The organism is Ralstonia sp. 25mfcol4.1, assembly GCF_900104095.1.
Taxonomy (GTDB): domain Bacteria; phylum Pseudomonadota; class Gammaproteobacteria; order Burkholderiales; family Burkholderiaceae; genus Cupriavidus.
This window is the reverse complement of the sequence record NZ_FNJO01000006.1, coordinates 1-13,772: the sequence shown is the minus strand read 5'-3', so window position 1 is coordinate 13,772 and position 13,772 is coordinate 1. Positions and strand designations below refer to the sequence as shown.

Genomic DNA, 13,772 nt, shown 5'->3' with positions numbered 1-13,772 from the left:
GCCTGTTGCGGCTCGCCCTCAGGATCAGGCTAGCGTCGAACATGTTGCTCGTGGCTGGCAAGCGCAGCACCGGTTGGCTGCGCAAATCGACCTGCAAGCAGCGAAGCCACACGCATCCGGTTTGCCGGATCACCCGTCACGACGACCAGTCCACTATCCACTGCCTGCTGCCAGGAGATCCGTCCTTCCAGCAGGCCTCTGAGCACCTGCTCTCCCGTGACCACTACAACGTCTCCCTCGGCGGGGCCCGCATCGTGGTCGGCATGAACGTCAGCCTTGCGTTGCCCGACCGGGACATATCGCGTCCAAAGCCGCGTTTCGACAAGCAGCAGGGAGGTAGGCGGCAGCTTTGACTTGACCGACGTCAGACGCTGCTCCAGCATGTGGGCCGCATCGTCCGCTCGCAATCGGGCTTCCATACCCGTCAGATTTCCCGAAGGCGGGAGCGCGCCTCCCGAGAGCGCGTCGTTCATCGCAAAGGCGACGCCGATCGATGCGGGATGGGCGGCCCCAACTTCGTCGCCGAGGACAAAGTCGGACCCACAAGCCGCTCCCAGGCCCGGGGCCAGGGCCAGCGCGCCCGCTACGAGCACACCGGCTAGCACAGTCGGTTTGGTCTTCATGGCGTCACGATGTTGAACCAGAACGGGAAGGAATCGAGCAGACCGAGGAACTCGCCAAGTGCTTCACGGCGCCCTTCCACCTTCATGTCGCCCTTTGCGATAGCGTTCTCAATCGTGGTTTCCTTGAGCTGGATGGAATCGAGCGTCGCCTTGGACAAGGTGATTTTGGCGTCTGCCTGCGGCAACGGCTTACCGTAGTTCAGGACGGCATTTTCGACCGCCAGGCCATATTGTTTCTTGAGATCGGTGAAATCCAGGTTCAGAGCGATCTTCTTGCCTGCGGCCTTCGGGCCATTCAGACGTACCGACAGGTAGTCGAACAGCATTTCAGGCGGCATGGCCTTGATAGTGTCCGGACTGGCCACATCGGTGCCGCCTGCCTTTGGCACGCCATTGCGCAACTCGTATGCGCCCATGAGGTACACGGAGCGCCACGGCCCGCTTTCCGCCTGGTAGCCGAGCTGCTCCAGGGAGTCGGCAAGCAGATCCTTGCCAGCCTTGCTGTTCGGATTGGCAAATACCACCTGCTTGAGCGCCTCCGCGGTCCAGCGATAGTCGCCCTTGTCGAAATCCGCCTTGGCACGCTTGAGGATGGCCGCTTCGCCGCCCATGTACTCCACGTACTTCTTCGCGGCCATTTCGGGTGGCAGGTTGTTCAGGTCCGATGGATTGCCGTCATACCAGCCCATGTACCGCTGATACACCGCTCGCGAATTGTGGCGCAGCGTGCCGTAATAACCCCGGTTCGGCCAGAACTTATCGAGCTCGGGCGGCAGCTTGATCATTTCCGAGATCTCTTCCCCGGTGTAACCTTTATTCATCAGGTTGACCGACTGGTCGTGGGTGTATTTGTAGAGATCGCGCTGCTTCTTCCAATAGTCGATGATCTTGGCATTGCCCCACATCGGCCAATGGTGAGCCTGAAACTTGAAATCGACGTCCTTGCCGTACGTATCGATGGTTTCGTTCAGGTAGCTGGACCATTTCAGTGCGTCCCGCACCTGGGCTCCGCGCAGTGTCAGGATGTTGTGCATCGTGTTGGTCGTGTTCTCGGCCATCCACATGCCTTTGAACTGCGGGAAGTACGTATTCATCTCGGCTGGCGCCTCGGTGCCAGGTGTCATCTGGAACACCATTTTCACACCGTCCACAGTCACCTCGGTACCGGTCTTGCTGATGATGTCCGTGGGAACGATCAGCCCTGCCGTACCCGTGGAGACCGTCTGTCCCAGGCCGCCATTCACCCCACCACGATCGTTCCGAGGCAGCAGCGCACCATACATGTACACGGCGCGACGACCCATGGCGTTGCCGGCAATGACGTTCTCGCTCACCGCATGCTCGGTAAAGCCCTCTGGCGCGAAGATCTTGACCTTGCCCGATTTCACATCGGCCTCATTGACTACACCCCGGACGCCACCGTAATGGTCGATGTGTGAATGGCTATATACGACGGCCACCACGGGTTTTGAGCCCAGATGCTGCGTCACAAAATCGTAGGCTGCCTTGGCCGTCTCTTCCGAGATAAGCGGGTCCAGAACAATCCAACCTGTATTGCCCTGCACAAACGTCACGTTGGACAGATCGAAGCCGCGAACCTGGTAGATACGGTCCGACACCTTGAACAACCCATTCTGCATCGTGAGTTGCGCGTTGCGCCACAGGCTCGGATTGACCGTGTCGGGTGCGGGCTTGTCGATGCTAATGTACTGTTTGTACGCCTCGAGATCCCATACGACATCGCCCTTCGCATTGCGAATCGTCAGCTTGTCCGGCTTAGCAACCAGACCGCGCTGCGCGTCTTCGAAATCCGCTTTGTCATTGAAGGGCAGTTCATTGAGGACCGCCGCGTTTGCTGCTTTTGTGGCCGCCGTTGCAGGCTTGCCTCCTATCGGCTGCGCTTGCGCCCAACCCAATGATGTCCACGCCATGGCAAGCGCGCCAGTCAAGACGAGTACGGCCTTCATTGTCATCCCCCGTTAAGAGTCTCCCCAAGGTGAACGGATCGTCTCTCAACGGTGGACGCTGTAGAAGTGAAATCTTTATCTTTCCGCCTTAAGTGTTTTGGGGAAAGTGGCGCAATCCAGACAAGCGTTTGGTGTGCCGCACCAGAGCCCAAAGCAGTTCAAGTCTTCGGGTTTTCACGGGGACAGATAGAAGCGCGATGCATCGAACTCAATGTAGTTAGATCAACCACCGAAACTTTTCACTTCCGCGATGGGCTCGTCGCGGTAAGCATAGAGCTGACCTATGCTGCGCCGACCAAAGCAGCACGGATACGGTATCGCGGAGAGCTGCTTCTGGTGACGAATCGGTCGCAATAGCCAAGGCGGCGCTTGGATCTTCTGGCGCAAAAATGAGAGGTAATGCAAATGGCCGCTTCACTAAATGCCTCCGCGCGGCAGGAATTCGGGCGCCAAGCACGACAGCACGTCAGACGCTCTCAGCATGCAAACATTGGCGACACCGAGCGCGATCCGATTGAACTACTGAAGGCGAACAGTGCTGGGCGGGTTGAGGCGTTGGTGCCGCTCCGCTACGGCCGGATGTCCGTTTCGCCTTTCACATTCTTCCGAGGCAGCGCCATAATTCAGGCTCACGACCTCGCGGGCACCGTCAACACCGGTATCGTCCTTCCTATTTGTGGGGATGCACATTTATCTAACTTTGGGGGCTTTGCGACCCCGGAACGACAGCTCGTCTTCGATCTGAACGACTTTGACGAAGTCGCTCCCGGCCCTTGGGAATGGGATTTGAAGCGTCTCGTGGCAAGTTTCGCCATCGCTGGCGATCATATGGGCGCGGGCCGCGGAGCGATCGCCGAATGTGTATCGACTGCAGTACAGGAGTACGGCGACCGGATGCGCGAATACTCGGAATCCAGTTCACTGGACCTCTGGCACGAAGTCATCACCTTCGATCGAATGATGGAACGTGCGGTCAGCGATGAAGGCCGGGAGTTGATTGCGAAAACAAGCAAAAAAGCGACAAGCCGGACCAACGAAAGCGTTCTAGCCAAGATGGCGACCTTGCAGGATGGCCGTTGGACCATCCAAGACGCCCCTCCTGCACTGTTCCACCCTGGCGGGCCAAACTCCTTGCTTGGTGGTGAAAAATGGGCCGACACCGATGCATGGAAGGGTAAGCTCGCGAAGGCCTTTGACGCCTACGTGCAAACACTACCGTTTGACCGCCGTGCGCTGATATCGCAGTATGAACTTCACGACATCGCATTCAAAGTGGTCGGTGTTGGCAGCGTAGGCACGTTCTGCCTTGTCATGCTGTTCGTCGATTGCCATGGCAATCCTTTGTTTCTGCAAGTTAAAGAGGCCCGCCCCTCCGTCATCGCTACCTATTTTCCTGCAGCGGGCCCCTCACATCAGGGGGAGCGCGTCGTTGCTGGACAGCGCCTACTCCAGGCCGCGAGTGATTCGTTTCTCGGGTGGACAACCGGCCCGGCCAATCGTCACTTCTATTTCCGCCAGTTGCGGGACATGAAAGTCTCAGCGGAAGTGGAACGTATGAGCAATACCGTCCTTCAGGGCTATGCGCGCATGTGTGGCTGGGCGCTAGCCCGCGCACATGCAAAGGCGGGCGGTAAAGCCATTGAGATTTCCTCATATATCGGCAGCGGCGAGCGTCTTGCCGATGCGCTGGTTGAATATGCGTTCGCCTACGCCAAGCAAAACGAAGCCGACTACGGTCTGTTCATGACCGCATGTCGAACAGGCCGACTCGAGGCCCGTGGTGATGAAGAGATGGCCCAGGATTTTCGGGTATGAATTTCCTGGGTGTAGCAATGGCGGATTCAGATATTGACGAACTGACCAGAGCGCACCGGCGCTTTCCTTGCATATGACACAGGTATCACGCTTGGCAATTACGAGACTGAACGGGCGGTGGTTCGTAACCCCGATCAACAGGGATGGTTCTACCGGTGAGGCTTGCCCCTTCGAAGACGCAGCGGCCGCACTGGCATATGCGGCGGCAACTTATCCCGGTAAGCCAGTCAGCCAGCCAAGAAATTCGGTCGGCGCGAGACCTCTGAAGCCGGTCCGCGTATGGTTGCACGTGTCCGGGGATTAGTTGCGCAGGAAGCCAGAGGCTTTGCAGGACTTGGGCGACCGCAAAGGGCCACGAGGAAACGGGCGATAGACCGATAGACCGCCATATGCAATCTACCGGTCTTTAGAGCAGTCAAAACTGAACAACTCAGATGGGTCGGCTCCAGTCTGCTGGACTCACGTGTAGCAGATCTCGCGGTATCAATCGGACAGTTCTCGCTTTAGCCGACCAATGGACTGATGCACTTTAGACAGTCTTCTTCATCGACGGTGCTGGATGAAGCTCGAAATTTCGACTCTCATAGAACGAAACAGCTTCTGGCCTCGCATCGAGAAATACGGCACTCATATCGCGTACGCGAGCGTCAGCTTCGGCGTAGTCCATCAGGGCGTGCCCCGCACCGCTGCCTCGCGCTTCGGCCACGACGACTAGATCATCGACGTGCAGATACGCCCCGCGTGCCAACGTGTGGACCGGTCGCATCCCCAGGACGCCGATTAGTGCGCCGTCTCTGAATGCTCCGACGAGCTCGTACCCCGAATAGGATTGCCTGAGGGTTCGTCGGAGAAACTCCGCTTCGTCCAGCTTGCGCAACTGAGAGATAACAGGGAAGGCTTGCGGCCATTCGACTGGTGAAAGCCGTCGAACGGTGATAACAGCGCGGAGACTCGCATTCATGGATCAGTCGAGTTTGAACAGACGTATCATTCTTGCACACAACCGGACATTATCGCTCCCGTCAAATGTCCGGTCTTGAGCGGCACGAGTTAGCGCTTTGGGTCGGCGAGAGACAACCGTAGCCTGGTGCCGGGTCGTCGACCGATTCCTGGCAAGCAGCGGTCATCCATCGAGCCCGCTTCAAATATCCGCCATGGATGGGGGGAGCGGAATGCACCGAGGTCGAGCGGCCGTATGAACAACGGCGAGCATGACTCAGCGGGGCTTGCAGTTGCCAAAACGGGCCAGACAGTGCCACACCTGTTTGAGCATCTGCGGATCGTGTTGGCCGAGGTGCAAGGCCTCGCCAATCCGCACCGGCGTCAGCAGGTGTGCGCCTGCCAGGATCGCAGCAAGTTCCGCGACGGCTGGGCCGCGGTACTCTTGCTGTCGGCGCAGCAAATCGGCTCCTGCGCGAAAGCCGGCGTGCCATTCGACACGACAGGGCAATGCATGGGCAAGCGCCTCGATCTCCGTATGGCGGAATGATGGGTCGAGTACGATGGCCTCCACGTCGCGCGCGATTAGCACCCCGCCATGAACATGAGCCTCGATGTAAAGGTCAAGGGGATCAACATGCCGCGCCGCGGCAGCCAGAAGTTCGACAAGGGCGAAACGGTCAAACACGCCGAAGTGACTCGGCTCGTAGACGCTATCCGGGTAGCAAAACGTCGTGCGAGCCAGCACGCCGGAAGCAAGCCGCAGATGCGCCGATCCAAAGCGTGGCGCAGCGCCGGCTGGTGCATGACCCAGATTCAGCGCGCCATAGCACGGCCGTTCGGAAGGTGATGTTGTGTCATAGGCCTGTCCGAAGATCCGACTTTCCCAGTGCCACCGATCGCCACCGGGGTAGGCGGTCAGCCCGCCATTGCTGGTACCAGTTTCGAACTGAGATCGATACACGCCATCATCGGCCATCACCGCCAGCAGGGGCCGCCCCCGAAACATCCGATCCGGGTGGAAGTTCAGCGTTACGCGCCAGCCTGGATCAACCGGCTGGCCTGCAGATCTCGCGGCAACGTAGGCCCAAGCACGGGCGGCTGGAGTTCGGGCGGATGACATGGTGGCGCGCAAGTTTCACGGAAACACTTGACCAATTCTACCGGCAGCACATTGACTGGCCAGAGCGCGACCATGTAACTTGTTTTGCCGACAAGGGGACTTGGGTATCCAAACGAGGTGTCGCCCTTGCGCGTGGCTTTCGCGTTGCTACGCTAGAAGTGCCACCGGAAGTCGGCTGATGCTCCGCTATGTGGGAGATGACAATGGAAAAGTCGTTAGCTAGAAGCCCCGTCGACGTACCCGTCGTTGCCGTCGGAGCGTCGGCCGGTGGCATCACCGCCCTGCAGAAGCTTTTTGAGGGACTTCCTGCCAAGCTGCCGTTTGCGCTCGTCGTGCTGCAGCATTTGCCCAGCGACCGCCCCAGTGGTTTGCCGGATCTGATCGCGAGATGGACCCACCTGCCGGTCCAGGTTGTCGCAGACGGCATGCGACCCGAAACGAATACGGTGTACGTCCCAGCGCCTGATCATATCCTGACGCTTGAAAATGGCCGGTTTCATACAAGCCAGGCGCAAGGCGGCGGTCGACGGCCCGGCATCGACACGATTGACGCATTCCTTGAAAGTCTGGCGCTGCGTGAGGAACCGCGCTCCATAGCGGTCATCCTGTCAGGTACCGGCATGGACGGAACCGCAGGTGCGGTCCGCATCCGTCAGGCTGGCGGCATCGTCATCGTACAGGACCCCCTCACGGCCTTACATGACTCGATGCCTCAAGCCGTCATCCAGCGCGGCATCCATGACCATATCCTGCCTGTCGGCGCGATGGGTCGACAACTGGTGGCCTGCGCCGACCCAGCCTATGTACGTCCTACGGGCTCCGCCGACTGGACAGGTGGCATGTCGCAGACGCTGGGCCGGATAATCGAACTGGTGGGACAGCGGGCGGGATTCAACTTGAGCGGATACAAGCCTTCGCCGCTGCTTTGGCGCGTCCAACAACGTATGGATATGCGAAAGGTCTGGTCGTTCGACGACTATGCCCTGCTTCTCGAGGATGATCCGGTCGAACTGGAGGCACTGGTGCGAGGCATCCCCATCCATGTTACCGAATTCTTCCGTGACAGCGATGCCTGGGAGATCCTGGGCAACGATGTGCTCAGACCGCTGGTCGCCGCGGCCGGAACCGCTCGCACGGTAAGGGTATGGACGCCGGCATGCGCGACGGGCGAGGAGGCGTACTCCATAGCGATGCTCCTCGACGAAATCGCGCACGAATTGGCCACCCCTCCAGACTTCCAGATCTTTGCTACAGACGCTGCGCCGGAGCTCGTCGCAAAGGCGAGTCGCGGCGTGTTCCGAAGTGAGGCCCTGACGGGGCTTTCGCCCACGCGCCAGAGCCGGTACCTTTACCAGGTCGACGCGTTCTTTCGCGTGAAACGGTTCCTGCGCGAAAAATTGGTGTTCGTGCCGCAGGATCTACTCTCGGACCCGCCGTTTGCGGAACTCGACCTGGTCACCTGCCGCAACCTGTTCATCTATCTCGAGCGAGCGACAGTCGAGGAAGTCTTGTTCCGTCTTCACGGCGCGTTGCGCACTGGCGGCGTTCTTTTTCTAGGCAGGAGTGAAGCACTGCCTTCTAACGCCCAAGGATTCGAAGCGGTCTCCGTACAATGGAATATCTATCGCAAAGTCGGCCCAATGCCAGGTGTCCGACGCGACCCCGTATCCACTGCTCCGAGTAGCACAGCACGGACAGCGGCTGCGCTTCGCGTCGCCCATGAGCAATTCGACGTTCCGTCGGCACTGATCGACCACAGGGGCGACGTGCTAAGGACATACGGTAGCACGAAGGGTATCTTGACACTGCCCGCCGGGGAGCCCTCCCTCAACCTCACGGATCTCGTCCCACGGGAATGGGTGTCACAACTCCAATACGGCATCCGCCAAGTGCAGGAATCGCACGACCCGCTCACGTTGACAAACCTGACGGCCGCCCTTGCAAAGGACACTCAGCTAAGCATGCGACTTACCCCGCTCCAAACCTTGGGTGGAGGTGCATGGGACCGTATTCTGGTGTCGTTCATACCGGAGCAAGACTGTTCCGACGCACTGGGCGCGGGCGACTCCAACCTTTTACAAGACGACCTTGCTGTGGGTGCCAGCGTCAATTGGAAAGACGAAGCGCGCACGTCCCGCGAGGAGCTGGAAGCGTCGCGCGAGGAATTGCAGGCCCTCAACGAAGAACTCAAGGCGTCCAACGAACAGCTCAAACAAAGCAACGAGGATCTCAACGATGTCAACCGCGACCTGACGAGAAACATCGAGCGGCTCGCGATGCAAAGCCGCGTGTTGCTTTCCGGCCAGGTCATGGCTCTTTTTCTTGATCTGGAACTGAGACTTCAGTGGTTCACGCCGACGATGCGCGACGTGTTTCCACTAAGGCAGGCCGATACCGGGAGGAAAATCGCTGACCTCGTGCCGATATTCCGCGACCCTCACTTCTATACCGACATCCAGCATGTGGTCCGCACCGGCGAAGCGCGCGAAGCCGTCACACGCGACGACAAGGGCCGAAGCTTTCTGCGCAAGACATTTCCGTACCTCTCAGAGACAGCCGCGATCGCCGGTGTGGCAATTACGTTCGCCGATATCGGCGCTCATATGGGCTCAGAGGCGCTAGACAAGCGAGGAGCCTAGACCCAGAGTAAGGTACGCATGGCAGGCGGCATCCCCGTGTCAGATACCCGCCAGCGATTCGCCGCTGACCAATCCTTCGATGATGTCCGTCCCGTGCTGGACCGCTGCGCGCTTGGCCACACCCAAATCGGCCCACTGTGCATCCGGTACTTGAAAGACTCGCCCGCTGTCGGCTGTCGGCGCGATACCCTCCCGACAGATCACTACGGAGGCGCTGTAGCTACGGTCCGGCCTTCGTTCATGCCATTCACGCGGCGGATCGTATTTGTAGACTAGCGGGTAAATGTTGAAGCCTTTGCTGTTTGCTGCCGGATAAGTGTCCATGCCATGCTCCCAAGGAGAAGTCTCCCACTCTACGCTGATTGTCCGCGACGGCCAGCATCTATTTTTGGGCCTGGACGCACCCTAGACGACGTAGGACAACGGCCTACATCCCTCGACGATGTTCCCGTTCAGCATGACAGTCTCTCGCAAACTCTTGCGACACGGGCTAACCGCCGCATTGATCAACTTCACCGGGGCGTAGCTCTTGGCCGATCCAGCAGACACGACCGCGCATAGCTATCGCGGGCTAGTACTGTCCGTAAAGGTATTTCTTGAGGACTCCGATCCCGTGAAGTTCAGTACTGGCTGGGGCTATGAGGTATGCGTCGATGAGGTGCAGCACGGCACGCGCGTTTGGGGGCCGCTTCATTCAGGCACCCCCTATGAGTCGCATGGTTGCGCCGAACACGCAGGTGTTCAGCGAGGCCGTCTCGCCATCGACCTGCTGCTGGGCCTGCTGCAGGCTTCTTGGCGCTGATCTGGAGGCCCCACGCTCTGTCAGAAAGACTACGCCTGAGCCATGGCAGATCCCGCTGGAACGCATCCCAGCGGCGTTCGTCGATGAAGCCATGGAACCGAAGAATGGAACGCTGCAATGGAAACCGAGATCATGGAAGGCGGCCAGCAACTGAGCGCGGATCACCAGGTCGAGATGGCGCGTGTTGTGGCGAGCGGCATGCCAATGCCGGCGGCAGAATCGGTCAGAGCCTCGATTTCGATGTAGGGCCGCTCCGACCCGACCTTGCCGAATATCGCGGCAAAGGGAACATCGGCGGCATCCCGGCCGGTGCCGATGCGCAGCAGTCCGGTCGGAATGGACATCCCCGACGGATCAAGCAAATACCAGCCGTTCGAGAGATACACCTCGAGCACCGCATGGAAATCGGGTGGCCCCATCGCCGGATCCGCGCCATAGTCCAGGCTGCTGGAAATACGGGCCTGGATGCTCAGCGCGCGACAGATGGCGATCATCAAATGAGCGAAATCCCGGCACACCCCCGTACGCTCCATGAGCGTATCGATCGCCGACGTCCCCTCGTTGGTCGACCGTGAAAGAAAGCGCACATGGTTGCGCACCCACTCCCGTATCGCATACACGCGCGGGTAGCCCTGCCGCATGCTGCCAAACTCGCGCATCGCAAATTCCATCATGCGGTCAGATTCGCAATAACGGCTCGGGGCCAGGTAGGGCAGCACTTCGAAAGGCAGGTCGGCGACCGCGACCTGCGATAGCGTTTCGCCATCATCGAGCCAATGCTCGATCTCCACCACTGCCTCATACCGAGTTCCCAAGCGGCCCTTGTTCTTTACTCAGGACACGTTGCTCGCTGTCTCACGTACCTCGCTAACTAGACGCCGTATATTGACCCGGCTGAGCCACCTGCTGAGGCCGACCGTCACAACAGTACGCTTGCAACGCTTTTATGATTCGACTATAGTCGAATCATGGAAACCGATAACGCCCTGGAAGCGCTTGCCGCGCTCGCCCACGCCGTCCGTCTGGCTGTGTTCCGCCTGCTCGTGCAGGCCGGCCCCGAAGGCCTGCCGGCTGGCCGCATTGCCGAACTGATGGAGATGCCGGCCTCCTCGCTGTCATTCCACCTCAAGGAATTACACCGCGCCGGTCTGCTGGCCAGCCGCCAGGAGGGCCGGTCGATCATCTACATGGCACGCTTCGAGACCATGAATGCCCTGCTCGGCTATCTCACGGAGAACTGCTGTGGTGGCAATCCGTGTTCGCCGGTGTCCTCTTGTTCCGTCGCCACGGAGTCCTGAACCATGAAGCGCTTCCACGTCCACGTCAGCGTGGCCGACCTGCCGGCCAGCATCCGCTACTACTCGGCCCTGTTCGCTGCCGAACCCACTGTCGTCCGGGACGACTACGCCAAGTGGGCGCTCGACGACCCGCGCGTGAACTTCGCGATCTCCAATCGCACGGAGAAGCTCGGCGTCGACCATCTCGGCATCCAGGTAGAGACCGACGCGGAGCTGGCCGAGACGCAGACGCGCCTCGCCAGCGCCGACCTGCCCCTGCAGTCCCAGTCCGAGACGAACTGCTGCTACGCGACCTCGAACAAGCACTGGTCAGTGGACCCAACGGGGATCGCTTGGGAATCGTTTCACACGCTTGGTGGCGCGCCGACCTATGGTGAGTCACGGGAGCGGAGCGCCGAGGCCGCCGCGTGCTGCGTGCCGGTCCAATTGAGCGCCACGCCGAAGCCAACCGCCAAGACCGCCTGCTGCACGCCGGAATCCGGCTGCTGCTGAGCACTCCCTGACCCGCCTCCCGCATCGGGACCTCGCGCGAGGAGGCACCCGCTCGCCCCAACGTCGCTCAATCGCCCAACAACCACCATGTCCGACAAGACTTTCAACGTGCTGGTGCTGTGCACCGGCAATTCCGCCCGCAGCGTCATGGCCGAAGCGCTGTTCAATGTGCTCGGCAAGGGACGCTTTCACGCCTACAGCGCCGGCAGCCATCCCTCTGGCACGGTCAATCCCTTTGCCATCGAGCGCTGCCAGTCGATCGGCTACGACACCTCTGGCCTGCGCAGCAAGAACTGGGATGAGTTCGCCCTGCCCGACGCACCCAGGATGGACTTCGTCATCACCGTCTGCGACCAGGCCGCGGGCGAGATCTGCCCGATCTGGCCCGGCACGCCCATCACGGCACAAGGGGGCTTCATGGACCCCGCCGCCATCCAGGGCTCCGATGACGAGAAGCGCAAGGTGTTCGACCAGGTCTTCCGTCAGATCCTCAATCGCGTCAGCCAGTTCGTGAACCTGCCGCTGCACGTGCTGGACCATAACGCCATCCAGAAGGAGATGCGCGCCATCGGCGAGCAGCCTGTGGAGGCCGGGCAATGAGCACGGCGCAACGGTCCGCCGCAGCGGCACAACCCAGCGCCATTGGCTTCTTCGAGCGCTACCTGACCGTCTGGGTGGCGCTCTGCATCGTGGCGGGCATCCTGCTCGGTCAATGGCTGCCACCGGTCTTTCAGGCCATTGGCGCCATGGAGGTCGCACAGGTGAACCTGCCGGTCGGCGTGCTGATCTGGATCATGATCATCCCGATGCTGATCAAGATCGATTTCGGTGCCATGGGCCAGGTCGCGGGACACTGGCGCGGCATCGGCGTGACGCTCTTTGTGAACTGGCTGGTCAAGCCGTTCTCCATGGCGCTGCTGGGCTGGATCTTCATCCGACACCTGTTCGCTGGCTGGCTGCCAGTGGATCAACTCGACAGCTATATCGCTGGCCTGATCCTGCTGGCGGCGGCACCCTGCACGGCGATGGTGTTTGTCTGGTCCCAGCTCTGCAAGGGCGATCCGTACTTCACGCTGTCGCAGGTCGCGCTCAACGACGCGATCATGGTCGTCGCCTTCGCGCCCGTCGTCGCGCTGCTGCTGGGTCTGTCGTCGATCACGGTGCCCTGGGATACGCTAATCACCTCGGTGGCCCTCTACATTGTGGTGCCGGTGCTGATCGCACAGGTCATCCGCAAGGCACTTCTGGCACGGGGCGAAGCCACCTACAAGCGTGTAGTTTGCGCGCTGGGTCCCTACTCGATCACCGCCCTGCTCGCGACGCTGGTGCTGCTGTTTGGCTTCCAGGGCAATGCCATCGTCGAACAGCCATTGATCATCCTGCTGCTGGCCGTACCGATCCTGATTCAGGTCTTGCTGAACTCCGGCCTGGCCTATCTGCTCAACCGCAAGCTCGGCGTGGCCCATTGCGTGGCCGGCCCATCCGCCCTGATCGGCGCCAGCAACTTCTTCGAACTGGCCGTGGCCACCGCCATCAGCCTGTTCGGCTTCCAATCCGGCGCGGCGCTCGCCACCGTCGTCGGCGTGCTGATCGAAGTCCCCGTGATGCTGTTCGTCGTGGGCGTGGTCAACCGCTCACAGCACTGGTACGAATCGCACTGAGATACCCCATGACCGTCACCATCTATCACAACCCGGCGTGCGGTACGTCGCGCAACACGCTGGCCATGATCCGCAATGCGGGCATCGAGCCCACCGTCATCCAGTACGTGAACACGCCACCCGACCGGCAGACCTTGCAGGCGATGATCCGCGATGCCGGGCTCACTGTGCGCGAAGCGATCCGCGAGAAGGGTACGCCCTATGCCGAGCTTGGCCTTGGTGATCCAGCACTCACCGACGACCAGTTGCTCGATGCCATGCTGGCCCATCCGATCCTGATCAACCGGCCATTCGTCGTCACCGAGTTAGGCGTGCGGCTATGCCGGCCGTCGGAACTCGTGCTGGACATCCTGCCGGCGCCGCAGCAAGGCGCCTTCACCAAGGAAGACGGCGAGGCCGTCATCGACGCGCAA

12 protein-coding genes and 1 pseudogene are annotated in these 13,772 nt (G+C 60.4%); 7 read left to right on the top strand and 6 right to left on the bottom strand.

Features of this window, described 5'->3' with window-relative positions:
* Nucleotides 1-29: 29 nt before the first annotated feature.
* Together BLQ58_RS28790 and BLQ58_RS12215 are read right to left on the bottom strand one after the other, a co-directional pair.
* Nucleotides 30-623 carry a hypothetical protein gene (locus BLQ58_RS28790; RefSeq protein ID WP_139186099.1) on the bottom strand — a complete coding sequence of 198 codons (594 nt, stop codon included), beginning with the start codon at nt 621-623 and terminating at the stop codon, nt 30-32.
* Nucleotides 620-2,590: an alkyl/aryl-sulfatase gene (locus BLQ58_RS12215; RefSeq protein WP_254775917.1), complete on the bottom strand. Its 1,971-nt coding sequence runs from the start codon at nt 2,588-2,590 to the stop codon at nt 620-622. Before BLQ58_RS12215 ends, BLQ58_RS28790 begins: the two co-directional genes overlap by 4 nt.
* A 405-nt stretch (nt 2,591-2,995) precedes the next feature.
* Here BLQ58_RS12215 and BLQ58_RS12210 point away from each other — a divergent pair, with 405 nt between their 5' ends.
* Nucleotides 2,996-4,405, top strand: coding sequence for a DUF2252 domain-containing protein (locus tag BLQ58_RS12210; protein WP_029051459.1), 1,410 nt, complete (start codon nt 2,996-2,998; stop codon nt 4,403-4,405).
* A 529-nt stretch (nt 4,406-4,934) separates the two neighbouring features.
* Here the strand turns inward: BLQ58_RS12210 and BLQ58_RS12205 are convergent.
* Both BLQ58_RS12205 and BLQ58_RS12200 read right to left on the bottom strand, forming a co-directional pair.
* Nucleotides 4,935-5,366: a GNAT family N-acetyltransferase gene (locus tag BLQ58_RS12205; protein ID WP_029051460.1), complete on the bottom strand. Its 432-nt coding sequence runs from the start codon at nt 5,364-5,366 to the stop codon at nt 4,935-4,937.
* A 255-nt stretch (nt 5,367-5,621) separates the two neighbouring features.
* A complete protein-coding gene (locus BLQ58_RS12200; RefSeq protein WP_029051461.1) occupies nt 5,622-6,467 on the bottom strand; it encodes a DUF3626 domain-containing protein in 846 nt (281 codons plus the stop codon).
* 203 nt (nt 6,468-6,670) lie between these two features.
* Here BLQ58_RS12200 and BLQ58_RS12195 point away from each other — a divergent pair, with 203 nt between their 5' ends.
* On the top strand, nt 6,671-9,106 hold the full coding sequence (locus tag BLQ58_RS12195; protein WP_092598736.1) for a CheR family methyltransferase: 2,436 nt from the start codon (nt 6,671-6,673) through the stop codon (nt 9,104-9,106).
* 39 nt (nt 9,107-9,145) lie between these two features.
* On the opposite strand, the gene BLQ58_RS12190 is transcribed toward BLQ58_RS12195, so the two are convergent.
* On the bottom strand, nt 9,146-9,430 hold the full coding sequence (locus BLQ58_RS12190) for a hypothetical protein (RefSeq protein ID WP_049815953.1): 285 nt from the start codon (nt 9,428-9,430) through the stop codon (nt 9,146-9,148).
* 639 nt (nt 9,431-10,069) lie between these two features.
* Nucleotides 10,070-10,711, bottom strand: a pseudogene (locus tag BLQ58_RS12185) (transglutaminase family protein); the annotation flags it as partial.
* Between the two features lie 165 nt (nt 10,712-10,876).
* Between BLQ58_RS12185 and BLQ58_RS12180 the strand changes: the two are divergent.
* The 5 genes from BLQ58_RS12180 to arsC all read left to right on the top strand — a co-directional run.
* The gene (locus BLQ58_RS12180) at nt 10,877-11,206 is read left to right on the top strand and encodes an ArsR/SmtB family transcription factor (protein ID WP_029051503.1); all 330 of its coding nucleotides are present in this window, start codon (nt 10,877-10,879) and stop codon (nt 11,204-11,206) included.
* A gap of 3 nt (nt 11,207-11,209) precedes the next feature.
* On the top strand, nt 11,210-11,698 hold the full coding sequence (locus BLQ58_RS12175; protein WP_029051502.1) for an ArsI/CadI family heavy metal resistance metalloenzyme: 489 nt from the start codon (nt 11,210-11,212) through the stop codon (nt 11,696-11,698).
* Between the two features lie 87 nt (nt 11,699-11,785).
* Nucleotides 11,786-12,298: an arsenate reductase ArsC gene (locus tag BLQ58_RS12170; RefSeq protein ID WP_029051501.1), complete on the top strand. Its 513-nt coding sequence runs from the start codon at nt 11,786-11,788 to the stop codon at nt 12,296-12,298.
* On the top strand, nt 12,295-13,359 hold the full coding sequence (arsB, locus tag BLQ58_RS12165; RefSeq protein WP_029051500.1) for an ACR3 family arsenite efflux transporter: 1,065 nt from the start codon (nt 12,295-12,297) through the stop codon (nt 13,357-13,359). Before BLQ58_RS12170 ends, arsB begins: the two co-directional genes overlap by 4 nt.
* 8 nt (nt 13,360-13,367) lie before the next feature.
* On the top strand, nt 13,368-13,772 hold a 405-nt coding region (gene arsC / locus BLQ58_RS12160), incomplete at its 3' end, for an arsenate reductase (glutaredoxin) (RefSeq protein ID WP_092598733.1).